The sequence below is a fragment of the Hyphomicrobium sp. genome (assembly GCF_003987855.1).
Lineage (GTDB): Bacteria > Pseudomonadota > Alphaproteobacteria > Rhizobiales > Hyphomicrobiaceae > Hyphomicrobium_B.
Window position 1 is genome coordinate 240,237 of record NZ_RXIZ01000004.1, and the last position, 21,472, is coordinate 261,708.

The window sequence follows — 21,472 nt, forward strand, 5'->3', positions numbered from 1 at the left end:
AGTAAATGCCAAAGCGCCGGATCTTCCCGGCGCTTTTCATTTGAATCGCCGCGACCCTGCCGCGTATTTTGCAGAAACGATTTTCGCACTAAATATATGGACGGTAGCGCGTCCCGCCGTGGAGTCTCATGTCCAACATCGAAGTGTCCAAGACAGCAAGCCGCGACGGCAAGATTCCGCTGCACGGCCCGGAGGCTTTCGCTGCGATGCGGAAAGCCGGGCGGTTGGCGGCCGAGGCGCTCGACATGCTCGTGCCGATCGTCCAGCCCGGCGTGACCACCTCCGAGATCGACGACCGCGTCCTGAAATTCGCGCTCGATAACGGTGCAATCCCCGCAACCTTGAACTATCGCGGTTACCGCTACGCGACGTGCACTTCGATCAACCATGTCGTCTGCCACGGCATGCCGAACGATAAGCCGCTCCGCTCCGGCGACATCGTCAACATCGACGTGACGCTGATCGTCGATGGCTGGCACGGCGACACGAGCCGCATGTATTCGGTGGGCGATGTTTCGCGCCGGGCCGAACGGCTGATGTCGGTCACCTATGAATCCCTGATGCGCGGCATCGCCGCCGTGAAGCCCGGCAACACCACCGGCGATATCGGCGCCGCGATCCAATCCTTCGCCGAAAGCGAGCGCTGCAGCGTCGTCCGCGACTTCTGCGGCCACGGTCTCGGCCGCGTCTTCCACGACCGCCCGAACATTCTGCACTACGGCGAACCGGGCGAAGGCACGGTGCTCGAACCGGGAATGCTTTTCACGATCGAGCCGATGATCAACCTCGGCAAACCGCACGTGAAGATCCTGGCCGACGGCTGGACCGCCGTAACCCGCGACCGCGAGCTGTCGGCGCAGTTTGAACATGCCGTAGGCGTGACCGAGACAGGCTGCGAAATCTTCACGGTCTCGCCCGCCGGCTATCACTTCCCGCCCTACGATATTCGCGCGGCAGCATAGCGGAGACGTTCGAATGTCGCGTTCCGGGGGGGCTCGCGACAAGACAAGTGCCGAGGAACAGTCGGCGCTTTTCACTCCTGTCTCCGAGACGACGAAGAAAGAGCCCGACGACAGACACGGCCACCGCCAACGTCTGCGCGAGCGCTTCCAGAACGGCGGCGCCGAAGCAGTGCCGGACTACGAACTGCTCGAGATGATCCTGTTTCGCGCCTTTCCGAGGATCGACACCAAGCCGATCGCCAAGAAGCTCCTCACAAAGTTTGGCTCATTCGCCGATGTGATCCTGGCTCCCGCCGAAAGACTGAAGGAAGTCGAAGGCGTCGGCGACCGCGCAGTCGAAGAGCTGAAGCTCATCAAGGCCGCCGCCGAACGATTGACGAAGGGCGAGATTAAAGCACGCTCGGCGTTGACGTCCTGGAGCGGCGTTCTCGACTATTTGCGCTTGGCGCAGGGCTTTGAGACGCGTGAGCAGTTCCGCATCCTGTTCCTCGACAAGAAGAACCAGCTCATTGCCGACGAAGTGCAAGGACACGGCACCGTCGACCACACGCCGGTCTACGTTCGCGAGGTCGTCAAGCGCGCGCTCGAACTCTCCGCGACCGCGATCATCCTCGTGCACAATCATCCCTCCGGCGACCCGACGCCGTCGCGCGCCGACATCGATATGACGAAGCAGATCATCGAGGCATCGCGGCCGCTCGGCGTCACCGTGCACGATCACGTCATCGTCGGCCGCAACGGCCACGCAAGTCTGAAGGCGCTGCGGCTGATTTAATCGGCAGCGGAGCGGTCGATCGCGGAGTTGTCGCGCGTATCGCGCATCGTCGCATACACGATGAGAGAGACGGCGATGCATGCCGAGACGTACCAGTAGAAATACGTTTCATGCCCGGCTTGCTTCAGCCAGAGCGCGATCCACTCTGCCGTGCCGCCAAAGGCCGCGACCGTCAAGGCGTACGGCAAGCCAACGCCCAGCGCGCGAATCGATGTCGGGAAAAGTTCAGCCTTCACCACGGCGTTGATCGCCGTGTAGCATGACACGATCGCAAGGCCGGCGATGACCAGAAGGAACGCCTCCCACGGATCGCGGACGCGTTCGATCGCGGTCAGGATCGGCACCGTCGTCAGCGCACCAAGGACGCCGAACGTCACCAGCACCGGCCGTCGTCCGACCACATCCGACACGGCCCCGACGATCGGCTGCAGGATCATGTAAACGAAAAGCGCCGACGCCGAGATCAGGGTCGCCGTGTCTTTCGAAAAACCGGCGGTATTAGCGAGAAACTTCTGCATGTAGGTGGTGTAGGTGTAGAACGCGAGCGTACCGCCCATCGTGAGACCAATCACGATCAGGACCTCACGTGGGTGACGCAGCAGTTCGGCAATCGAGCCTTCGTGATGCTTGGCGCGCACGAACGATTCCGTCTCGTAAAGGTCGCGGCGCATGACGAACGCGATGAGCGCAAGACAAGCTCCAATGGCGAACGGAATGCGCCAGCCCCACGCGTCGAGTTCGGCCGGCGTCAGCACGACCTTCTGCAGCAGGATGAGCACCAGCATGGCCGTCAGCTGTCCGCCGATCAGGGTCACGTATTGGAAGCTCGAATAGAAGCCGCGATGGCGCGCGGTCGCCATTTCGGAAAGATAGGTCGCGCTCGTCCCGTATTCGCCGCCGAGACTCAAACCCTGGATCATGCGCGCGAGGAGCAAAAGGATTGGCGCTGCGACCCCAATGGTCGCGTAGACCGGCGTCACCGCGATCAGCGCCGAGCCGAAACACATCAGCAGCACCGACGCTGTCAGAGACACACGCCGGCCATGCCGGTCCGCCATCCGCCCGAACAGCCAAGCTCCGATCGGACGCATGAGGAATCCGACCGCGAAAATCGCAGCTGTGTTCAACAGTTGCGCGGTCTGATTGCCTTCGGGAAAAAACGCCTTGGCGAAGTAGAGCGAGAACGCCGCGTAAACGTAGAAATCGTACCACTCGACCAGATTGCCCGACGATCCGACGAGGATGGCTTTGATTCGCTCAGCGAGGCTTAACCCCGGCTGGGCATTGGCGTTTTGCAAGCGGCGCCCCCTTCGTTTTTAGCGAGCCTAGCATGTCCCGCGCCCGTCTGCCGCACATCCCGCACGAAACGAATGGCCCCTTCCCGCCGACATTGACGATTCGGGAGCCTCACCCCTAATTAGCAGGCCCTGACCCGCAGGCTGCGGGCGGAGAAGAGATCCATGACCAAATTACCCCATCACGCGAAGGTTATCGTTCTGGGCTCAGGCCCGGCGGGCTACACGGCCGCGATTTATACCGCGCGCGCCATGCTTGCGCCGACACTCATCCAGGGCACGCAGCCCGGTGGCCAGCTGACGATCACGACGGACGTCGAGAACTATCCGGGCTTCGCCGATCCGATCCAGGGCCCCTGGCTGATGGAGCAGATGCTGGCGCAGGCTGAGCACGTCGGCACGCACATCGTGATGGACCACATCAACAAGGTCGATCTTCGCGTTCGACCCTTTCGCCTCGAGGGTGACAGCGGCGACACCTACACGTGCGACGCGCTCATCATCGCCACGGGCGCGCAAGCGCGATGGCTGGGCCTTCCCTCCGAAGAGCACTTCAAGGGTCATGGCGTCTCCGCCTGCGCCACCTGCGACGGCTTCTTCTACAAGGGCAAGGATGTCGTCGTGATCGGCGGCGGTAACACGGCCGTCGAAGAAGCGCTGTTCCTCACCAACTTCGCGAAAAAGGTGACGCTGGTCCATCGCCGCGATTTCCTGCGCGCGGAAAAAATTCTGCAAGAGCGGCTGTTCAAGAACCCCAAGATCGACGTGATCTGGGATAGCGTCGTGGAAGAAGTTATCGGCGCACATGCGCCCAAGTCGGTTACCGGTGTCGTGCTGAAGAACCTCAAGACCGGCATGACGTCCGAACTGCAAACCGACGGCTTCTTCGTCGCGATCGGCCACGCGCCGGCGACCGAGCTGTTCAAGGGCCAGCTCGAGACGACGCCTTCAGGCTATTTGATCACCGCACCGGACTCGACCGCAACCGCCATCCCCGGGGTCTTCGCCGCCGGTGATGTGAAGGACGAAGTCTTCCGCCAGGCAGTCACCGCCGCCGGCATGGGGTGCATGGCCGCGCTCGAGGCCGAGCGTTACCTTGCCGCGGTCGAGGACGAGGCCATCGCGGCCGAATAATCGGCATTCATCCCGCCGGCAGATGCGATCAATCTGTGGACGGCGCGCGACAAGATCGCCTCCGTCCCATTTCCCTATTGCCTGTCTGCCATGCTCGCGCTGCAATGCGTCCAGCGCATAGCTTGCGCCACAGCAAACCTGGCGAGCCAAGATGATGGATTGGGACAAGCTCAGGATTTTTCACGCGGCGGCGGAGGCTGGCAGCTTCACGCACGCTGGCGAGCAGCTGCACATGAGTCAGTCTGCCGTGAGCCGGCAGATCTCCGCGCTCGAAGCCAATCTCCGGGTGACGCTCTTCCATCGCCATGCCCGCGGGCTTGTCCTCACCGAACAGGGCGAACTCCTCAATCGCACCGTCGCGGAAGTTTTTGCCAAGCTGCAGACGGCCGAGACGCTCCTTTCGGATTCGACGTCGAAGCCGTCGGGCGAACTCCGCATCACAGCGCCGATCGGCTTCGGCACGGTCTGGCTGACCCCACGCCTCAGAGAGTTCGGCGAGCTATATCCCGATATCCGCGTCGAGCTGATCCTCAACGACGATCAGGTCGACATCGGCATGCGCGCTGCCGACGCCGCGATCTGGACGCGTGAGCCCGAGCAGGCCGATCTTATCCGACGGCCATTGTTCGAAAGCCGGGTCCGGGCCTTTGCGTCCGCGCCATACATTCGCAAATATGGAACGCCGAAGACGCTGGCCGACCTCGATCAGCATCGCATCATCGGCTACACCGGACCGTCCGCTCAGCACCTCGACGCCATGTCGTGGATCGAGACGGCCGGGCGCGACAATGGCCATCCGCGCGATACGGCGCTGCGCGTCAACAGCGTCGTCGCCATTAATTATGCGATCCGGGCGGGCATCGGCATCGGCATGATCCCCGATTACCTGGCCGACGAATTGAACGACCTCGTTCCGGTCCTGACCGAGATCGAGCAGCCCTCGCTCAACATGGTGTACGCCTATCCTGAAGAGCTCAAATCCTCCAAGAAGGTGCAGCTGCTACGCGATTTCCTGCTCTCGAAGATTGCCAAAAATAGAGGTTCTTGAAGGGCATTTTCGGCTTGCGCGGCCCCGGGCGCACCACCAGCTAACAGGCAGTAGGCGGAGGGGCGGACGGTTTGTTTGCCACCACCGTCCGTCATTCCGTATCAAATGCCAGACTCCCCTCAACTGCCGGGCTGTTCGCAGCCCGGCTTTTTGATGATAGCAGCTGCGACGCACTCTGATTTGCGGAATTGGGCGTCTGACGCTATCTAACCCGTTCATCCCGAACCCGCCGTTCCAAAAGGCTCGCGAAAGTCATGGCTAAGACGCTTTACGATAAAATTTTCGACGATCACTTGGTTGAGCAATCGCCGGACGGAACGAGCCTTCTTTACATCGACCGCCATCTTGTCCACGAGGTGACGAGCCCCCAGGCTTTCGAAGGCCTGCGCATGGCCGGCCGCAAGGTGCGTGCCCCTGAGAAAACGCTGGCCGTCGTCGATCACAACGTGCCGACCACCGATCGCAGCAAGGGCATCGCCGACGAGCAAAGCCGCGTGCAGGTCGAGACGCTGGCGACCAACGCGCGCGACTTCGGCATCGAGTACTTCAACGAACGCGACAAGCGCCAAGGCATCGTCCACGTCGTGGGTCCCGAGCAGGGCTTCACGCTCCCCGGCACGACGATCGTCTGCGGCGACAGCCATACCTCGACGCACGGCGCGTTCGGTGCGCTGGCTCACGGCATCGGCACCTCTGAGGTCGAGCACGTACTCGCCACGCAGACCCTGATCCAGAAGAAAGCCAAGAACATGCGCGTGACGGTCGATGGCGTCGCGCCGAAGGGCGTTGGCGCCAAGGACATCGTGCTGGCGATCATCGGCGAGATCGGCACCGCTGGCGGCACGGGTTCCGTCATCGAGTACGCGGGCGAAGCCATCCGCGCGCTGTCGATGGAAGGCCGCATGACGGTCTGCAATATGTCGATCGAAGGCGGCGCGCGCGCCGGCATGATCGCGCCAGACGAAAAAACGTTCGCCTTCATCAAGGATCGTCCCAAGGCACCGAAAGGCATGGCCTGGGACATGGCGATGAAATACTGGGAAACCCTGAGCACCGACGAAGGCGCGCACTTCGACCGCGAGGTTCGACTCGACGCCGCGAAGCTGCCGCCGATCGTCTCCTGGGGCACGAGCCCCGAGGACGTGACGGCGATCACCAGCGCCGTTCCGAACCCGGCCGATGTGCACGACGAGAACAAGCGCGCGTCCATGCAGCGCGCGCTCGAATACATGGGCCTGACGCCCGGCACGAAGATGACCGACATCCCGCTGGACGTCGTCTGGATCGGTTCCTGCACCAACGGCCGCATCGAAGACCTTCGCGCCGTCGCCAAAGTCGTCGACGGCAAGAAGATCTCTTCCCGCTTGGCCTACGCGATGATCGTTCCGGGCTCGGGCCTCGTGAAAGAGCAGGCGGAGGCCGAAGGTCTAGACAAGATCTTCAAGGAAGCTGGCTTCGAATGGCGTGAGCCCGGCTGCTCGATGTGCCTCGGCATGAACCCCGACCAGCTGAAGCCCGGCCAGCGCTGCGCCTCGACCTCGAATCGCAACTTCGAAGGTCGTCAGGGCTACAAGGGCCGCACGCATCTGGTCTCGCCGATCATGGCCGCTGCTGCCGCACTCGAAGGCCACTTCGTCGACGTTCGCGACTGGCAGGTGTAACGCTACACCTGACCACTCCTCGTCATGGCCGGGTCAAGCCCGGCCATGGAGTGAAGTCGGACAAAGGGATGCGCAGGATATGGCCGACGACGTAACAGCTTCCGTTCAATCGCAGTTCGGACGCGCCGCAGCCGACTACGCGACGTCCTCGGTTCACGCTCAGGGCGAAAGTCTCGCCCGCATCGTTGAGCTGACGGCACCGCAGAAGACCTGGGAAGCGCTCGACGTTGCGACCGGCGCCGGACACACGGCGGCGATCTTCGCGCCGCACGTCGCCAGCATGATCGCAAGCGACATCACCGACGAGATGCTTCAGGAAGCGGCCAAGCTCGCCAACGCACGCCGCATCTCCAACATTTTGACGGCGAAGGCTGCCGCCGATGCGCTGCCGTTTCCGGATCAAAGCTTCGATCTCGTCTGCTGCCGCCTCGCTGCCCACCACTTTCCGGATTTGCACGCGTTCGTCCGCGAGGTTCGCCGCGTACTGAAAGTGGGCGGCCGCTTCGCCCTCGTCGATAACGTCGCTCCTGACGCGGAACGGCTGCCCGGCGAGAGCGCGACGGCCATCGACGCCGCTATCGCCGACTACAACGGTTTCGAAAAACTTCGCGATCCGAGCCACGGCTTCGCGCCGCCGCCCCAAGTCTGGATCGATCTGCTGCAATCCAACGGTTTCAAGATCGCCGCCCACGAGCAGATCGAGAAGGAACTGGAGTTCACGCCCTGGGTGACGCGCATGCGGTGCACGCCTGAGGTGATCAGCGAACTGGAAACGATCCTGCGCGACGGTCCAGCTCCGCTACGAACGTTCCTGAAGCCCCGCCGCGATGATGCCGGTGCGCTGCACTTCACGTTGCAGGAGCTTCTGATCGTCGCCGACAGGCAGAGCTGAATTATTCGCCCTATCTATTTCGCGCCGCACCACTTATCTCCTCGGCTCAACCCTAGAGGAGCCCGCGATGCCGACCGACTGGAGTACCGCAACGGCCCCGACCCTCGCCGATTTCGAGGCGCTCGCGCAAAGCGCGTGGAACAAGCTGCCATCTGAATTCCGCACCATGGCGGGCGATGTCGTCATTCGCATCGAAGACTTCGCCGGCGACGATCTGCTCGATGAGCTGGACATCGAAGACCCCTTTGAACTGACCGGACTATATCAGGGTGTAAGCCTCGATCGGAAAAGCGTGAGCGAGGGCACGCGCGAACCGGACATGGTCTTTCTCTACCGTCGCGCCATTCTCGATGAATGGGCAGCGGGTGACGAAGAACTCGGGCACTTGATCGCACACGTGCTGATCCACGAAATAGGGCATCATTTTGGCTTTTCCGACGATGACATGGAGAACATCGAAGCCACCGTCGGCGATTGAGCGATGAAAGCGTGGCCTGAAGTCACATCGGCTTAACTCACTTCGTGTCACAACACAGCTCAGCTTGAGCCCAACGCCGTTTCAGGCCATGTTGTAGCGGCCAAGCTATGCAGGGGCGGGGAAATGTCTGAAAGAATGAGCGCATGAGCGTACGGCGATTCGTTTCCGGTTTCGTCTTGAGCGTTGGCTTGGGCCTAACGCTATCTTTCGCAACACCGGCATTCGCGCAGGATACGTCGGCGCCCATTCGCGACGGCATCCCGACAGCGGAGCAGTATGTCTCCACGGTCGGCGGCGATGCGCACATCGTACCGCCCGGACAATTCATGCTGGACGGTCGCCCGCAATATTGCGGCGCGCGCCCAACCGTCATCGACAACAAGCTCGATGATTACGGCGCCGCATACCCGGGCTTCCTCATCATGAACCCACGCCTGCTCGATAAGGTCTCGACACCGGTCAAGCAATGGATCTACGGCCATGAGTGCGGCCATCAGTTCCGCGGTCCGGACGAGGAAACCGCCGACTGCTTTTCCGTCCAGCGCGGCCGCCGGCAGGGCTGGCTGAAGCCCGAAGGCCTGGACGAGATCTGCACGTTCATTACGCCTGCCAAAGGCGACAGCATGCACTTCTCGGGCTCGTATCGTTGCGAGTACATGCGCAAGTGCTACGAAGACCCGAATATCCGCTGACGCTGCCGATTTGGCTGTGGCGGCCGGCTCCGCGAATCGGAGCCGCCACGGCCCATTAAAAATGCAAAAAAAGTAATCCCCGCCTTCCGGCGCCGCCTTACACTCAGATCCGAATGACCGAAGGATCTGCCATGCGGCTTGCCGATTACGTCCAGCGCCTCTCCGACCTCGCCCGCACGGTTAACCGCTGGCTCGCCCTCGCGGCCAAGCTCGACGGCTTGGGGCGCGAGAAGGTCGCGCTCTACGCCGAGGAAGTCGCAGCCACGTTGGCCCGCGCCGCCACAAACCTCGGAACCTTGGAAACCGCCCCGAACGACCGGATTGCGCTGATATCGGCCACCCGCGAGCTCGGCCGCATATCGGGCTACGTCGAAACCATCGTCGCGACGCTCGAACACCATCTTGACGGGCACAAGCGCGCTGGCGTTAAACGGCGGCTAGAACATCTGAAGCCCTTCGATCTCGAAGCCGCCATCCGGGAGTTCGGCGCTTTCCGGCACGCCCGGCGGCTTGCCGCGGCGGAAGGTTATTTCCGGGCGCTGGCAGACACGTTGCGGGCCTGAACAGGAGACAAGAACAATGGAAAAATTCACGGTCCTGACCGGCGTCGCGGCCCCGCTGCCGATCCGCAACGTCGACACCGACATGATCATTCCCAAGCAGTTCCTGAAAACGATCAAACGGACCGGGCTCGGCAAATCGCTTTTCTATGAAATGCGCTACGACCCTGCGACCGGGAATGAGATTGCCGACTTCGTTTTGAACAAACCGCAGTACCGCAACGCGACGATCCTCGTCGCCGGCGACAATTTCGGCTGCGGCTCCTCTCGCGAGCACGCGCCGTGGGCGTTGCTCGACTTCGGCATCCGCTGCGTTATAGCCACGGATTTCGCCGACATCTTCTACAACAACTGCTTCCAGAACGGCATCCTGCCGATCAAGCTGCCGCAGAGCGATGTCGACAAGCTGATGGATGATGCCAACCGCGGCGCCAACGCGACAATTACGGTCGATCTCGAAAAGCAGGAAATCCGCGGACCCGATGGCGGCGTCATCAAGTTCGATATCGACCCGTTCCGCAAGCACTGCCTCTTGAACGGCCTCGACAACATCGGCCTGACGCTCGAGAAGGGTAGCGCCATTTCGTCGTTCGAAAAGGAAACGTCCGCCTCGCGGCCCTGGTTGTAGGCTTATCCCTCCATGGCCGCCCTTGAGGCCATGGAGTGAATTGAAGAAGGCACGGAGAAGGACCGGACAATGGCCAAAGCAATTCACATGATGATCCGCGTGCTCGACGAAGCGCGCTCAGTCAAGTTCTACGAAGCCTGCTTCGGCCTGAAAGTTTCCGAGCGTCGTGATTGGCCGGACTTCACGCTCATTTATCTGAAGAACGACGAGAACGACTTCGAGGTCGAATTGACGGTCAACAAAGGCCGCACGGAGCCCTATGACCTCGGCAATGGCTACGGCCACATCGCCTTCGCGGTGGACGATCTCGAATCAACGCGCGCGAAGATCACAGCTGCCGGCTACCAGCCGAAGGACATCAAGAACATGACGCACGACGGCAAGCCGTTCGGCACGTTCTTCTTCATCGAGGATCCCGACGGCTACAAGATCGAAGTTCTGCAGCGCGGCGGCCGCTTCCAGTAAAATGCGAGACGCGTGATGGTTGATGACGATTTCAAATTCGACGCGGGCACGATGGGGCGCTTGGCGGGCGCCCTGTCCTTTGTCGTCGGCGCCGATCACGAGGCGACGAAAGCCCTGAAGACCGCCGCCGAAACGGGCACCGCGAAAGACATCAAAGCGGCGCGCACGCAGTTCCTTCGCTTGAAGCCCGGCGACCGCCGAGCCGCGTTGACGATGCTGAACGACTAGGCTCGGTCACGGCCGGACTGAGAACCTTACTTAAAACCGCGAACCGCGCGTCGAGACGAGCGCGCCGGTCAATGCATCGGCAAAATCGCGGCGCTCCTCGTCGGTGAGGAACTGCCCGAAACGAATCTGATGCCCCTGAGCTGACAGCCAGAGCGATGTCCGCCCATCGGGCCGGTCGACTTGGCAGCTCACCCGCGCCCAATAAGGATTGCATTCGAACGCGACGCTCTTCCCTGACGGATAGACGTGCGTCAGCGTCAACAGCTCGGGCGTCAGATGCACCGTCTCGAACTCACGACCGGCGCGGTAATTGAGTTTGAACGCGCCATAGATCAACGCCACGTCGAGACCGAAAAAGCCGAATACCGGCCAAGCGCCCATCAGAAAGAACACCATGCCTACGATGAAGCTCACTAGGCTGATCAAAACCATCATGATGACGAACCCGCTGGGCGCCAGCGAGCGGTGGGGGTGAAGCACGAATTGTGCATCTTTCACGGATTGCATTTCGGTCGGTTTATCGCTCATCTCTCTGATCGCACCCGACTGGATCGCGCGCTTGGGCTCACCGCCCCATCGAACCCGGAGCTCTGATGTCCAAAACGTCTTCGGATGTACGTCATACAAGCATCGGCAGTTCCGCTTCAAAACGCAAGACCGCAAAGCCTGCCGCGAAAGTCGCCAAGAAGGCACGGAAATCCGCTTTGCTGAGCGAAGCGGAAATTCGTGAGGTTTTTCGGCGCTTTCACGCGGCGAACCCGGAGCCTAAGGGCGAACTCGAACACATCAATCCTTATACTCTGTTGGTCGCGGTCGTGCTCTCGGCCCAGGCGACGGACGCCGGGGTCAATAAGGCGACCCGCGCGCTCTTCAAGGTCGCCGATACGCCTGAAAAGATGCTGAAGCTCGGGGAAGAGAAGCTGCGCGACCACGTCAAGACCATCGGTCTTTATCGCGCCAAGGCGAAAAACGTCATCGGACTCTCCCAGCGCTTGATCGAGGACTACGACGGTGTCGTTCCCTCTGACCGAGACGCCCTGGAATCGCTGCCGGGCGTCGGCCGCAAGACGGCGAACGTGGTGATGAACATCGCCTTTCATCAGCCGACGATGGCCGTCGATACGCACGTGTTCCGCGTCGCCAATCGCGTCGGGCTATCACGCGGACAGACACCTTTGGCCGTCGAGGAAGATCTGATGCATGTCGTGCCGAAGGAATACGCGATGCACGCGCATCATTGGCTGATCCTGCACGGGCGCTATGTTTGCAAGGCGCGCAAGCCCGAATGCTGGCGCTGCCTCATCAACGACATCTGCCGGTATCCGGATAAAACGCCGGCGCCCTGACGTCCTTCTCCCTTGGGAGAAGGTGGCCGAAGGCCGGATGAGGGGGCGGTCCCCCTCACCCTAACCCTATCCGCAAGGGGAGAGGTGATTCTTCTAATCGAGCCGCATCGCGAGACCTGCGTCTTCCATGTACGCTTTCGCTTCGGGAATCGTGTGCGTACCGAAGTGAAAGATCGAGGCCGCCAGCACGGCGCTTGCGTGCCCCTCTTTCACGCCGTCGACCAGGTGCTGCAGCGTGCCGACCCCGCCCGACGCAATGACCGGGATCGTCACGGCGTCCGAAATCGCGCGCGTCAAGCCGACGTCGAAGCCTGCTTTCGTCCCGTCGCGGTCCATCGACGTCAGAAGGATCTCGCCGGCGCCCAAGGCCGCGACCTCACGGGCGTATTCGATCGCATCGATGCCTGTCGGCTTGCGACCGCCGTGCGTGAAGATTTCCCATCGCGGCGGTTGGCCGTCGGCCGACACCTTCTTGGCGTCGATCGCGACAACGATGCACTGCGCCCCGAACTTCTCGCTCGCCTCCTTGACGAAAGCGCGGTTCTCAACGGCCGCCGTGTTGATCGACACCTTGTCGGCACCCGCTTCGAGCAGCTTACGGATGTCGTCGACCGTCCGCACGCCGCCGCCGACCGTGAGCGGCATGAAGCAGCGGTTGGCCGTCCGCTCGACCACATCGAAGATCGTGTCGCGATTCTCGTGGCTCGCCGTGATGTCGAGAAAGCAAAGCTCGTCCGCGCCGGCGGCATCGTAGGCGGCGGCCGCCTCGACTGGATCGCCCGCGTCGATCAAGTCGACGAAGTTAACGCCTTTGACGACCCTGCCGTCTTTGACGTCGAGGCATGGAATGATGCGGACTTTCAGCATATTTGCAGACGCGGCTTCTCTGAGACCAAGCGCTCCCCTATCACGGCGCATCCGGAACCGTCGAGAGTATTAAGGATCGCGACAGGGAACTCTCATCCGGTTTCGGAGTTGAAGTCGTCTAGCGGGACTACGCAGACAAATTTGAAGGGAAGCTTCCATCCATGGTCGACGAATTCGCCCCCAAGAACCTCCGGGCCCGGTTGGCGGCCATCCAGGATCGCATTTCAGCGGCCCGTTCCCAGCTCGAAACGCACGGCATCATTGGCGATCAGGCTGACGCCCTGACCAACTTCATCGATCAGCACGATAACATCCGTGGCTCGCTCGACACCGAAGGGACCATCACGGAGCTTCAGCACAGCAAGGCCTCCGCTCAAACGGATGCTCTGGAATCAGCGCTGCATAAGTGGCTCGAGGGTGTGGAAAGCAAGTTCGAGCATCCCCACCATCGCGAGCCGAATATCTCGGTCTGATTGGTTGAGGCTCGTCATCCTCGCAACGTGCAAGGATGACGGCTCACCTACTGCCCGCGCTCGCGCAGCGCCGCAAATTTGATGTCGGGGAAGCGCTCGGTTTTGTACTTCAGCATCCATGCGCTTTCCGACAAAAACACCAGCGCCCCATCGCGATCGGTCGCGATCTCGCCGCGATGCGCGTTGACGAACTTCTGAAGTTCCGCCGGATCATCCGCCGAAATCCAACGCGCCAATTCGAACGGCGATTGCTCCAGCGAGACAGGAACGCTGTACTCGTTCGCAACGCGTGACTGCAGCACTTCGAATTGCAGCTGCCCGACGACGCCTAGGATTTGCCGGCCACCGGCGATCGGCGTGAACACCTGCACGATCCCTTCTTCGGCGAGATCGTCCAGCGCGCGATTGAGCTGCTTGGCCTTCATCGCATCTTGAATGACGACGCGGCGCAGAAGCTCCGGCGCAAAGTTCGGGATGCCGGTGAACTTCAAGGCTTCCTTCTCCGTCAGCGTGTCGCCGACGCGAAGCGTGCCGTGATTTGGCACGCCGATGATATCGCCCGCCCAGGCTTCGTCCGCCGTCTCGCGGCCCTGGCCGAAGAAAAACGTCGGCGATGACACCGTCATTGGTTTGTTGTCGCGCACGTGAAGAAGCTTCATGCCGCGCTTGAACCGGCCCGAGCACAAACGCATGAAGGCGATGCGGTCGCGATGGTTCGGATCCATGTTGGCCTGGACCTTGAAGATGAAGCCCGTGACCTGCTCTTCGCCCGGCGCGACGACGCGCTGCGTCCCATCGCGCGGCAGCGGACCCGGAGCCCAGGCCGCAAGCGCATCGAGCAGCTGTTCGACTCCGAAATTTTTGAGCGCGCTGCCGAAGAAGACCGGCGACAAGTGCCCCTCGCGAAACGCCTCGAGATCGAACGTCGGCAGAGCGCCCTGCGCGAGTTCGACCCCTTCGATGGTCTTTTCCGCGATGCGTTCGTCGATCCCTTCGATCCGCCGCAAGCCTTCGAACGTATCGAGCGGCTGCGAATGCCCGTATGAGGCGCCCCGCTCACTGCTCTCGGGCAGCAGGATCTTGTTGCCGACAAGATCGAGCACGCCGCGAAAATCGACGCCCATGCCAACGGGCCACGCCATTGGCACGAGATCGAGCGCCAAGTCGGCCGCGATCTGATCGAGCAGCGTCAGCGGATCCTCCGCCTCGCGGTCGATCTTGTTGATGAACGTGATGATCGGAATATCGCGCAGGCGGCAAACCTCGAACAGCTTCCGCGTCTGGCTTTCGATCCCCTTCGCCGCGTCCATCACCATCACGGCGGCGTCGACCGCCGACAGCGTGCGATAGGTATCTTCGCTGAAGTCTGAGTGGCCCGGCGTGTCGAGAAGATTATAGACGATGCCGTTGCGCTCGAACGTCATCACCGACGACGTCACCGAGATGCCGCGCTGCTGCTCGATCTGCATCCAGTCCGAACGCGTGCGCCGCCGCTCGCCGCGCGCCTTCACCGCGCCCGCCATCTGAATGGCTCCCCCGAACAGGAGAAGCTTTTCCGTCAGCGTCGTTTTACCCGCGTCAGGGTGCGAGATGATCGCGAATGTGCGCCGCCGCGCGATCTCGGGCGGCAGCGAGGGATCGACCCCCGCGCCTTGCGTCATGACGTTCAAAGTCTAGGCCTCAATCAATTGCACTTGGCTCGGCTCGAGCCAGATCTGATGATAGTCTGCGGGCTTGCCGAACACCTCGCCGACGTGCAGCTCCACGAGCCCGTCATCGAACTTGATGATGGGAAACGTCTTGCCCACACAGCTCTTGAACAGCTTCAGCAGCATCTTGTTGTCTCCAGGCACCCCATCCGGAACACCCAGGACGCGCACTCTGTCGCCAATGTTCATGCCGTCTCCAGAAGTTCGAGCGCCTGCTTCGCATCGAGTCGCCCATCATAGAGCGCGCGGCCCGTGATGGCGCCTTCGAGCATGCGATATTCTGGTTTCATCAGGTCGCGCACATCCTCGATCGACGCAAGACCTCCCGACGCGATCACGGGGATGCCGGTGGCCTTCGCGAGATCGGCGGTCGCGGGCAGATTGAGGCCTTTGAGAACACCGTCCCGTTCGATGTCGGTGTAGATGATGGCAGCGACACCCGCGTCCTCGAAGCGTTTGGCGAGGTCGATCGCCGAAAGCTCCGACGTTTCCGCCCAGCCTTCGACGGCCACCTTGCCGCCCTTGGCGTCGATGCCGACCGCGACGCGTCCCGGGAATCGCTTGGCTGCGTCCTTCACCAAGGCCGGGTCGCGCACCGCCACCGTTCCGAGGATGACGCGGCGAATACCCTTGTCGAGCCAGGTCTCGATGGTCGCGAGATCCCGGATTCCCCCGCCCAGCTGCGCCGGCATCTTGATCGCCTTCAGGATCGCTTCGACCGCCGCCGCGTTGACCGGCTTACCGGCGAACGCGCCGTTGAGATCGACGATGTGCAGGTACTTGAAGCCCTGGCGCTCAAAACTCGCAGCCTGCGCCGCTGGATCGTCGTTGAACACCGTCGCGGCGTCCATCTCGCCGAGCTTCAGCCGGACGCACTGGCCGTCCTTGAGGTCAATGGCAGGAAATAGGATCAATCGTCGTCTCTCTTACGGATGTGCGGCGAACTCCCTCTCCTCTTGGAGAGAGGGTCGGGGTGAGGGGCGTGCCCCTCATCCGGCCTGCGACCAGCTTCTACCCAAGGGGGAGAAAGATCTTGGCGGCCATCAGATTGCTATCTTGGGTTTCTATGTTTCCCGTGCGATCAATCGCGGATCGCGCGCTACGTCAAGCCCGGCCCTGCGCCTGACGCACGGCGGCCGGATTGGCAAAGCCATGTCGCAGGGCAAAATTGTAGAGTTCCTATGGCCACCGCGTTTCTCGTCGAACCTCCGCCAGCCGTCGCCCGGCGCCCTCTGACCGAGGAGGACGCCATCGACATCTGGATTGCCCGCTGGCTCAGGATCCGCCCCACGGACCTGCAGCGCCGTTATGCGTGCGATCCGCGCCGCCTCTATGAAATCTGGGAGGAAGTCCGCTTCCCCGGCACGCGCGCGCAGGCGCTGGCCGAGTTCCAGCGCCGCTTTCCGGGGCTTGAGCCGCGCTTTGATCCCGGACCGCACCGTCGCGTCCCGACGGCGCCGCATCCCGGGCAATTGAGCCTGTTTTCAGATAAGTGAGCGCCTCAAAGGTCCGGCGCTCTTAGAACCCGAAGAACTTCCGCCGCAGAGCGTCCTCGTAGTCCTTCTTCGCGGCCTTCACCTTCGACCGCAACTCGTCTTCGGCGAAATGCGCGGCTTCCCATTGGTCCACCTCGGCAACCGAATGGTTGACCGACGCCAGCTCTTCTTCCCGCTTGATTGCCGCGATCCACTGCTCGACGAGCGCCTTGTAGGCGCTCTGCAGCTGATCCAGTTCCGAGACGTTGTCGTCCATCTCACATCTCCCGCAAGGCTTCGGGACGGTGTCTAGCGGCTCTGCGTGACCCGCCGACGACAAACCCGCGCAACATCAGGCCAAAGGCCGACGCTGGAGAGTTGCATAATCATCCGCAGCCCAGAACGTCGAAGAACATTTTTGGAACAAACACTGGACAGACGGATAGAGTCGTGGCATGTTCTCCCTATGTTCACGACGCCCTAAATGAGGCGCCAAACCGGGTCAGAGTAGTGCGTTCGACCCTCTCGAATAACCTTAGGAGAGCCCCCCATGCGCACCTATCTGATCTCTTACGACCTCGCCCATCCGACCCGCAATCAGCACGTCCTCGCCCAGACCATCATGGGCATCGGCGACAAGTGGGCACGGCCTCTCTCGAACACCTGGTACGTGATGTCCGAGCGCGAGGAAGTCGAACTCGAAGCCGACCTCAGGGCACTCCTCGCAGAAGACGACGGTCTCCTCATCCAGGCGACCAAGCGTGATGCGGCGATGACCAACACGTCGCTACGCTGGTTCCGTCAGCGGCGCCCGGGTCTCGACCTCGCCCCGGATGGCAACATCATCGCTTTCCCGCTACCTGCGACGCCGGCAGCCGAGCCGATGGAGCCCGAACTGCCCTTCGCCAAGGCGGGCTGAAATCGCGACGAATTCCGGTCTTTGGGCGGGGCGGGTTTCTCCCCCCTGCCGTTCCCAAAGGGCTCGTCCCGTCCAAAGCCCGATGCTGGAGCTCCGGGGATCACGACTGACCTGTACCCTCAGCGGTCATGATCCCCGGCTCCTTTTTTGAAGTGGCGTACTGCGTTTCCTTTGTTCCGCTCCCCCAGCGCCTCTCCCCCGGATCAGCGTCATGAAAACCTTCCTTCTCCATCAGACCCCCAAATCCGCCAACCAGGACACCTGGACGGTGACGTTCTCGCTTCCCTACATCGCCACCGAATATGCTCCCGCCGGTAACGGCGTCTGGTACGTCCGAAGCTGGCTCGGCGCCGAGCAGATCAAGCGCCGTCTCGCTATCCTGTTCGATCATCCCGATGAGCTGATCGTGCATGAATTGGGACGTGCCGACTTGGCCGGCACCGCCAAGCTCAAATGGCTCGAAGGACGCCTCGAAGACGACGACATGGATGCCTCATGGCACGTGCCGCGCGGCGTCTGGACGGTCATTCAGTCCGCGGTCGGCACGCTCGCCCGCTGACTCCATCTGACGGCAAGCCATCAAGCCCCGCGTCATGGCCGCTCCTGAGAGCGGCCATCGACGTCTGCGATGGCACGCGGCCGGCCCGAGGCTTCGCGCGCGGCCGCGTTACGGCGTCCACTTCAAGAAATTGGCGATGAGCTTCAGCCCGAGCTTCTGGCTCTTTTCCGGGTGAAACTGCGTGCCTGCGATGTTGCCGTCGCCGACGATCGCCGTAATCGGGCCGCCGTAATCCGTCTCAGCCACGACGACCCGTCGCTCGGTGGGCGTCATCGCGAACGAATGCACGAAGTAGGCGTGCCACCCATCGGGTCCTGTCGGGATCCCATCAAGCAGCGCGTGCGGGGTGACAACGTCGAGCGTGTTCCAGCCCATGTGCGGGATCTTGAGAGCCGGATCCTTCGGCTCGATCGCGCGCACCTCGCCCTTGATCCAGCCGAGCCCCGGCGTCTCGACGAATTCGAGCCCGCGTTCGGATAGAAGCTGCATGCCGACGCAAATGCCGAGAAAGGGCCGCCCCTTGTGACGCACGGTCTCTTCCAGTGCCGCGATTAATCCAGGGACGCGCTCGAGCCCGTGCTTGCAATCGCCATAGGCACCAACCCCCGGCAGCACGATCCGGTCAGCGGAGAGAACATCCTCGGGCCTTGGACTGACGATGATCTTCGCATCAGCCGAGCTGTCGCGCGCCGCGCTCTCGAACGCCTTCGCCGCCGAGTGCAGGTTACCTGACCCGTAATCGATGATGACGACGCTTTGCATGGGAGAGCAGGCCTCGGGCGAATTGGCAGTTGGATATCGGTGCGCGCATCCAATGCCGGAAGCCGGGCTGATTGTCACCCCGGCGGGCGCATGGTCGTCCCGCGCTTATTTGCGCCGGCAGGGAAAACGCCAGAACGGCGCCTGACCGTTAGGCGCTGGCGCCGAATGGCCAAAAGCGCGATCCGCGCTGCGGAGGCATGCCCTGCCCCCTCTCGTCGCTCGCGATCACGGGCTGCTGCGGCAGCCAGCTCTCGAAGAACCTTCGCTCGCATTCGGCCATGGTGCGGCCATTGACGACGCCGAGCATCTGCCAGCCCTTTTGATCCAGCATCCAGCGTTTGAACGTCGAAATCTCGAGCCCGAGATAGATGTTGAGCGCCAGAAAGAGGATACCCGACAATTCCGGGCTGACCTTCAGCGACTGGAGCAAATACGCGAGCAGTCCCGTGCCGGCGAGGTACGCGATCGCCATGAGCCAAAGCCCATTGGCGATGAACCCGAGCGGCGGACAGATCGCGGTCAGCCAGGAAAAGCCATCCTTCACGAATTCCAGCTCCACGCCACGGTCGACACGGTCGGAATCCGCTTCCGGTGGTTCGTGAACGGTATAGGTCGCCACAGACCTCAACTCCTCGCTACGTCTGAACCGTCGAAAGCCCAGGCCAATCTAAAGGCTGCCCTTCGTCGAGGGAATGCGGCCTGCCTGCCGCGGATCGACCGCGATCGCAGCCTTGAGCGCGCGCGCCAGCCCCTTATAGCAGGTCTCGGCGATATGGTGATTGTTCTCGCCGTAGAGGTTTTCGACGTGCAGCGTGATGCCGGCGTTCTGTGCAAACGCCTGAAACCACTCGCGAAAAAGCTCAGTGTCCATCTCGCCGAGCTTCGGCCGGGTGAATTCGACCTTCCAGACCAGGAACGGCCGCCCCGACACGTCGAGCGCGACCCGCGTCAGCGTCTCGTCCATCGGCAGATGAACGTCGGCATAGCGCACGATCCCGGCCTTGTCTTCGAGCGCTTTGGCGATCGCCTGCCCGACAACGATGCCCGTGTCTTCGGCCGTGTGGTGATAATCGATGTGCAGGTCGCCCTTCGCCCGGAGCGTGATGTTGATCAGCGAATGACGGGCGAGCTGCTCCAGCATGTGATCGAGGAAGCCGATGCCCGTCGCGATATCGTAAGCGCCGGTGCCATCAAGATCGACGGTCGCGGAGATCTCGGTCTCCTTGGTCTTGCGCGTGATCGTCGCCTGCCGCTTCACGTGAATCCCTCTCCAATTTTGCCTTGGCGGCCGGCTCCCGGAACGGGAGTAGCCAGGGCCCACATAAAAGCCCTTACCCGCGGCGCTGCGAGCGTTTATCAGCTTCAGGCGCCCAGGGCCAAGGGGCCCGACCTTGCATCTTCACTCCAAAAGCTTAACTGACGCGATACATATGACGCATCCGAGCCAAAATGCCGGCGACTCCAGCTGGCACGCCACCACCATCCTGACGGTCCGCAAGGGCGGCAAAGTTGTAGTGGCCGGCGACGGCCAGGTCAGCCTTGGCCAAACGGTCATCAAATCGAATGCCCGGAAAGTCCGCCGGCTCGGCAAGGGCGACGTGATCGGCGGCTTTGCTGGCGCCACGGCCGACGCATTCACCCTGTTTGAGCGGCTCGAAGCCAAGCTCGAGCAATATCCCGGTCAGCTCACCCGCGCCGCCGTGGAACTCGCCAAGGATTGGCGGACCGATCGCTTCCTGCGCCGGCTCGAAGCCATGATGATCGTTGCCGACGCCACGACCACCCTGGTTCTGACCGGTACCGGCGACGTACTCGAACCGGAAAACGCCATCGCCGGCATCGGCTCCGGTGGCAACTACGCCCTCGCCGCCGCCCGCGCACTGATCGACCAGCCCCTCGAAGCCGAGGCGATCGCCCGCAAGGCCATGTCCATTGCCGCCGAGATTTGCGTCTATACGAACGCCAACATTGTCGTCGAAAGCCTCGACGCCAAAGGCACGTGACGCGAAGCGAGGACGGACATGGCCAACGGATTACCCAATGATGATCTGAAAGCGGCCGTCGACGCCGGCGTGATCGATGCCGCGCAAGCCGAAAAGCTGCGCGCCATGCGCCAGGCTCCGGCGCCGCTCGGACCCGACGGCGAGCCGAACGTCCTCGCGGACGAAGAACGCTTCCGCTTCTTGAATGGCTTTAACGACATCTTCCTGACGATCGGCGTGCTGCTCGTTGCGGGCGCGTTTTTAAGCGTCACGTCCACCGGCCTCTTCGGCATAAGCTGGTTTGGGACTCTCGCCGTAGCCGCAGCGACCTTTTGGGTTTTGAGCGAGATCCTCGTCGGCCGCCTGCGCGCCGTGCTGCCCGGCTTGGTTCTGTCTCTGCTGTTCGTCGCCTTCGCGGCCTCCGCCGTGGTCGTCCAACTGCATTGGGACAATCTGAAAACATCGAACTGGGACGTCGCCTCCGAACTCACCTTCTGGCGAAATCCCACGCTCGTCTTCGGCTTGCCGGCGTTGATCGCGGCGCTCATCTACTACATTCGTT

General features: G+C 62.1%; 28 protein-coding genes and 1 pseudogene. 19 read left to right on the plus strand and 10 right to left on the minus strand.

The window, feature by feature from the left end; genetic code table 11:
- Nucleotides 1-128: 128 nt before the first annotated feature.
- Together map and radC are read left to right on the plus strand one after the other, a co-directional pair.
- Nucleotides 129-962 carry a type I methionyl aminopeptidase gene (gene map, locus EKK30_RS03380; protein ID WP_290980231.1) on the plus strand — a complete coding sequence of 278 codons (834 nt, stop codon included), beginning with the start codon at nucleotides 129-131 and terminating at the stop codon, nucleotides 960-962.
- A gap of 13 nt (nucleotides 963-975) precedes the next feature.
- Nucleotides 976-1,737 (plus strand): DNA repair protein RadC, encoded by a 762-nt coding sequence (gene radC / locus EKK30_RS03385; protein ID WP_290980234.1) that lies wholly within the window; start codon nucleotides 976-978, stop codon nucleotides 1,735-1,737.
- On the opposite strand, the gene EKK30_RS03390 is transcribed toward radC, so the two are convergent.
- Nucleotides 1,734-3,035, minus strand: a complete 1,302-nt coding sequence (locus EKK30_RS03390) for an MFS transporter (RefSeq protein WP_290980237.1) — start codon at nucleotides 3,033-3,035, stop codon at nucleotides 1,734-1,736. The two genes, radC and EKK30_RS03390, sit on opposite strands and share 4 nt — an antisense overlap.
- A gap of 162 nt (nucleotides 3,036-3,197) precedes the next feature.
- Here EKK30_RS03390 and trxB point away from each other — a divergent pair, with 162 nt between their 5' ends.
- The 10 genes from trxB (at nucleotide 3,198) to EKK30_RS03440 (ending at nucleotide 10,818) form a co-directional block, all read left to right on the plus strand.
- The gene (gene trxB, locus EKK30_RS03395; protein ID WP_290980240.1) at nucleotides 3,198-4,166 is read left to right on the plus strand and encodes a thioredoxin-disulfide reductase; all 969 of its coding nucleotides are present in this window, start codon (nucleotides 3,198-3,200) and stop codon (nucleotides 4,164-4,166) included.
- A gap of 154 nt (nucleotides 4,167-4,320) precedes the next feature.
- Nucleotides 4,321-5,214, plus strand: coding sequence for a LysR family transcriptional regulator (locus EKK30_RS03400; RefSeq protein WP_290980630.1), 894 nt, complete (start codon nucleotides 4,321-4,323; stop codon nucleotides 5,212-5,214).
- 254 nt (nucleotides 5,215-5,468) lie between these two features.
- Nucleotides 5,469-6,875, plus strand: a complete 1,407-nt coding sequence (leuC, locus tag EKK30_RS03405; RefSeq protein WP_290980242.1) for a 3-isopropylmalate dehydratase large subunit — start codon at nucleotides 5,469-5,471, stop codon at nucleotides 6,873-6,875.
- Between the two features lie 79 nt (nucleotides 6,876-6,954).
- On the plus strand, nucleotides 6,955-7,767 hold the full coding sequence (locus EKK30_RS03410) for a class I SAM-dependent methyltransferase (RefSeq protein ID WP_290980245.1): 813 nt from the start codon (nucleotides 6,955-6,957) through the stop codon (nucleotides 7,765-7,767).
- A 67-nt stretch (nucleotides 7,768-7,834) separates the two neighbouring features.
- Nucleotides 7,835-8,245, plus strand: a complete 411-nt coding sequence (locus tag EKK30_RS03415; RefSeq protein ID WP_290980247.1) for a metallopeptidase family protein — start codon at nucleotides 7,835-7,837, stop codon at nucleotides 8,243-8,245.
- 143 nt (nucleotides 8,246-8,388) lie between these two features.
- Nucleotides 8,389-8,937: a hypothetical protein gene (locus EKK30_RS03420; protein WP_290980250.1), complete on the plus strand. Its 549-nt coding sequence runs from the start codon at nucleotides 8,389-8,391 to the stop codon at nucleotides 8,935-8,937.
- A 131-nt stretch (nucleotides 8,938-9,068) separates the two neighbouring features.
- Nucleotides 9,069-9,500 (plus strand): hypothetical protein, encoded by a 432-nt coding sequence (locus EKK30_RS03425; protein ID WP_290980253.1) that lies wholly within the window; start codon nucleotides 9,069-9,071, stop codon nucleotides 9,498-9,500.
- 16 nt (nucleotides 9,501-9,516) lie between these two features.
- Nucleotides 9,517-10,125 (plus strand): 3-isopropylmalate dehydratase small subunit, encoded by a 609-nt coding sequence (leuD, locus tag EKK30_RS03430; RefSeq protein WP_290980255.1) that lies wholly within the window; start codon nucleotides 9,517-9,519, stop codon nucleotides 10,123-10,125.
- Nucleotides 10,126-10,194: 69 nt separating this feature from the next.
- The gene (locus tag EKK30_RS03435) at nucleotides 10,195-10,590 is read left to right on the plus strand and encodes a VOC family protein (RefSeq protein ID WP_290980258.1); all 396 of its coding nucleotides are present in this window, start codon (nucleotides 10,195-10,197) and stop codon (nucleotides 10,588-10,590) included.
- Between the two features lie 15 nt (nucleotides 10,591-10,605).
- On the plus strand, nucleotides 10,606-10,818 hold the full coding sequence (locus EKK30_RS03440) for a hypothetical protein (RefSeq protein ID WP_290980261.1): 213 nt from the start codon (nucleotides 10,606-10,608) through the stop codon (nucleotides 10,816-10,818).
- A 30-nt stretch (nucleotides 10,819-10,848) separates the two neighbouring features.
- Here EKK30_RS03440 and EKK30_RS03445 read toward each other — a convergent pair whose 3' ends face one another.
- Nucleotides 10,849-11,346, minus strand: coding sequence for a DUF2244 domain-containing protein (locus EKK30_RS03445; RefSeq protein WP_290980264.1), 498 nt, complete (start codon nucleotides 11,344-11,346; stop codon nucleotides 10,849-10,851).
- A gap of 65 nt (nucleotides 11,347-11,411) precedes the next feature.
- Between EKK30_RS03445 and nth the strand changes: the two genes are divergently transcribed.
- Nucleotides 11,412-12,164: an endonuclease III gene (gene nth / locus EKK30_RS03450; RefSeq protein ID WP_290980267.1), complete on the plus strand. Its 753-nt coding sequence runs from the start codon at nucleotides 11,412-11,414 to the stop codon at nucleotides 12,162-12,164.
- 93 nt (nucleotides 12,165-12,257) lie between these two features.
- Here nth and hisF read toward each other — a convergent pair whose 3' ends face one another.
- On the minus strand, nucleotides 12,258-13,031 hold the full coding sequence (gene hisF, locus EKK30_RS03455; RefSeq protein ID WP_290980270.1) for an imidazole glycerol phosphate synthase subunit HisF: 774 nt from the start codon (nucleotides 13,029-13,031) through the stop codon (nucleotides 12,258-12,260).
- 161 nt (nucleotides 13,032-13,192) lie between these two features.
- Between hisF and EKK30_RS03460 the strand changes: the two genes are divergently transcribed.
- Entirely contained in the window at nucleotides 13,193-13,504 is a 312-nt protein-coding gene (locus tag EKK30_RS03460) for a hypothetical protein (RefSeq protein WP_290980273.1), read from the plus strand.
- 47 nt (nucleotides 13,505-13,551) lie between these two features.
- Here the strand turns inward: EKK30_RS03460 and EKK30_RS03465 are convergent, their stop codons facing one another.
- Genes EKK30_RS03465 through hisA form a run of 3 tightly spaced genes read right to left on the minus strand, consistent with a single transcriptional unit; the run spans nucleotide 13,552 to nucleotide 16,127 of the window.
- Nucleotides 13,552-15,165, minus strand: coding sequence for a peptide chain release factor 3 (locus EKK30_RS03465; protein WP_290980633.1), 1,614 nt, complete (start codon nucleotides 15,163-15,165; stop codon nucleotides 13,552-13,554).
- 12 nt (nucleotides 15,166-15,177) lie between these two features.
- A complete protein-coding gene (locus tag EKK30_RS03470) occupies nucleotides 15,178-15,402 on the minus strand; it encodes a hypothetical protein (protein WP_290980276.1) in 225 nt (74 codons plus the stop codon).
- Nucleotides 15,399-16,127: a 1-(5-phosphoribosyl)-5-[(5-phosphoribosylamino)methylideneamino]imidazole-4-carboxamide isomerase gene (hisA, locus tag EKK30_RS03475; protein ID WP_290980279.1), complete on the minus strand. Its 729-nt coding sequence runs from the start codon at nucleotides 16,125-16,127 to the stop codon at nucleotides 15,399-15,401. Before hisA ends, EKK30_RS03470 begins: the two co-directional genes overlap by 4 nt.
- 267 nt (nucleotides 16,128-16,394) lie before the next feature.
- Here hisA and EKK30_RS03480 point away from each other — a divergent pair, with 267 nt between their 5' ends.
- Nucleotides 16,395-16,709 (plus strand): hypothetical protein, encoded by a 315-nt coding sequence (locus EKK30_RS03480; protein ID WP_290980282.1) that lies wholly within the window; start codon nucleotides 16,395-16,397, stop codon nucleotides 16,707-16,709.
- A gap of 22 nt (nucleotides 16,710-16,731) precedes the next feature.
- Here EKK30_RS03480 and EKK30_RS03485 read toward each other — a convergent pair whose 3' ends face one another.
- On the minus strand, nucleotides 16,732-16,965 hold the full coding sequence (locus EKK30_RS03485) for a hypothetical protein (RefSeq protein ID WP_290980284.1): 234 nt from the start codon (nucleotides 16,963-16,965) through the stop codon (nucleotides 16,732-16,734).
- A gap of 273 nt (nucleotides 16,966-17,238) precedes the next feature.
- Here EKK30_RS03485 and EKK30_RS03490 point away from each other — a divergent pair, with 273 nt between their 5' ends.
- Entirely contained in the window at nucleotides 17,239-17,607 is a 369-nt protein-coding gene (locus EKK30_RS03490) for a hypothetical protein (RefSeq protein ID WP_290980287.1), read from the plus strand.
- Nucleotides 17,608-17,818: 211 nt separating this feature from the next.
- Nucleotides 17,819-18,166: a hypothetical protein gene (locus EKK30_RS03495; protein ID WP_290980290.1), complete on the plus strand. Its 348-nt coding sequence runs from the start codon at nucleotides 17,819-17,821 to the stop codon at nucleotides 18,164-18,166.
- Between the two features lie 108 nt (nucleotides 18,167-18,274).
- Here the strand turns inward: EKK30_RS03495 and hisH are convergent, their stop codons facing one another.
- The 3 genes from hisH to hisB all read right to left on the minus strand — a co-directional run bounded on the left by hisH (nucleotide 18,275) and on the right by hisB (nucleotide 20,186).
- The gene (gene hisH, locus EKK30_RS03500) at nucleotides 18,275-18,928 is read right to left on the minus strand and encodes an imidazole glycerol phosphate synthase subunit HisH (RefSeq protein WP_290980293.1); all 654 of its coding nucleotides are present in this window, start codon (nucleotides 18,926-18,928) and stop codon (nucleotides 18,275-18,277) included.
- Between the two features lie 148 nt (nucleotides 18,929-19,076).
- Nucleotides 19,077-19,547, minus strand: coding sequence for a DUF2628 domain-containing protein (locus tag EKK30_RS03505; RefSeq protein ID WP_290980296.1), 471 nt, complete (start codon nucleotides 19,545-19,547; stop codon nucleotides 19,077-19,079).
- Between the two features lie 48 nt (nucleotides 19,548-19,595).
- Entirely contained in the window at nucleotides 19,596-20,186 is a 591-nt protein-coding gene (gene hisB / locus EKK30_RS03510) for an imidazoleglycerol-phosphate dehydratase HisB (RefSeq protein ID WP_290980299.1), read from the minus strand.
- Between the two features lie 172 nt (nucleotides 20,187-20,358).
- Between hisB and hslV the strand changes: the two genes are divergently transcribed.
- The gene (hslV, locus tag EKK30_RS03515; protein WP_290980302.1) at nucleotides 20,359-20,931 is read left to right on the plus strand and encodes an ATP-dependent protease subunit HslV; all 573 of its coding nucleotides are present in this window, start codon (nucleotides 20,359-20,361) and stop codon (nucleotides 20,929-20,931) included.
- A gap of 18 nt (nucleotides 20,932-20,949) precedes the next feature.
- A pseudogene (locus EKK30_RS03520) lies at nucleotides 20,950-21,472 on the plus strand (hypothetical protein); the annotation flags it as partial.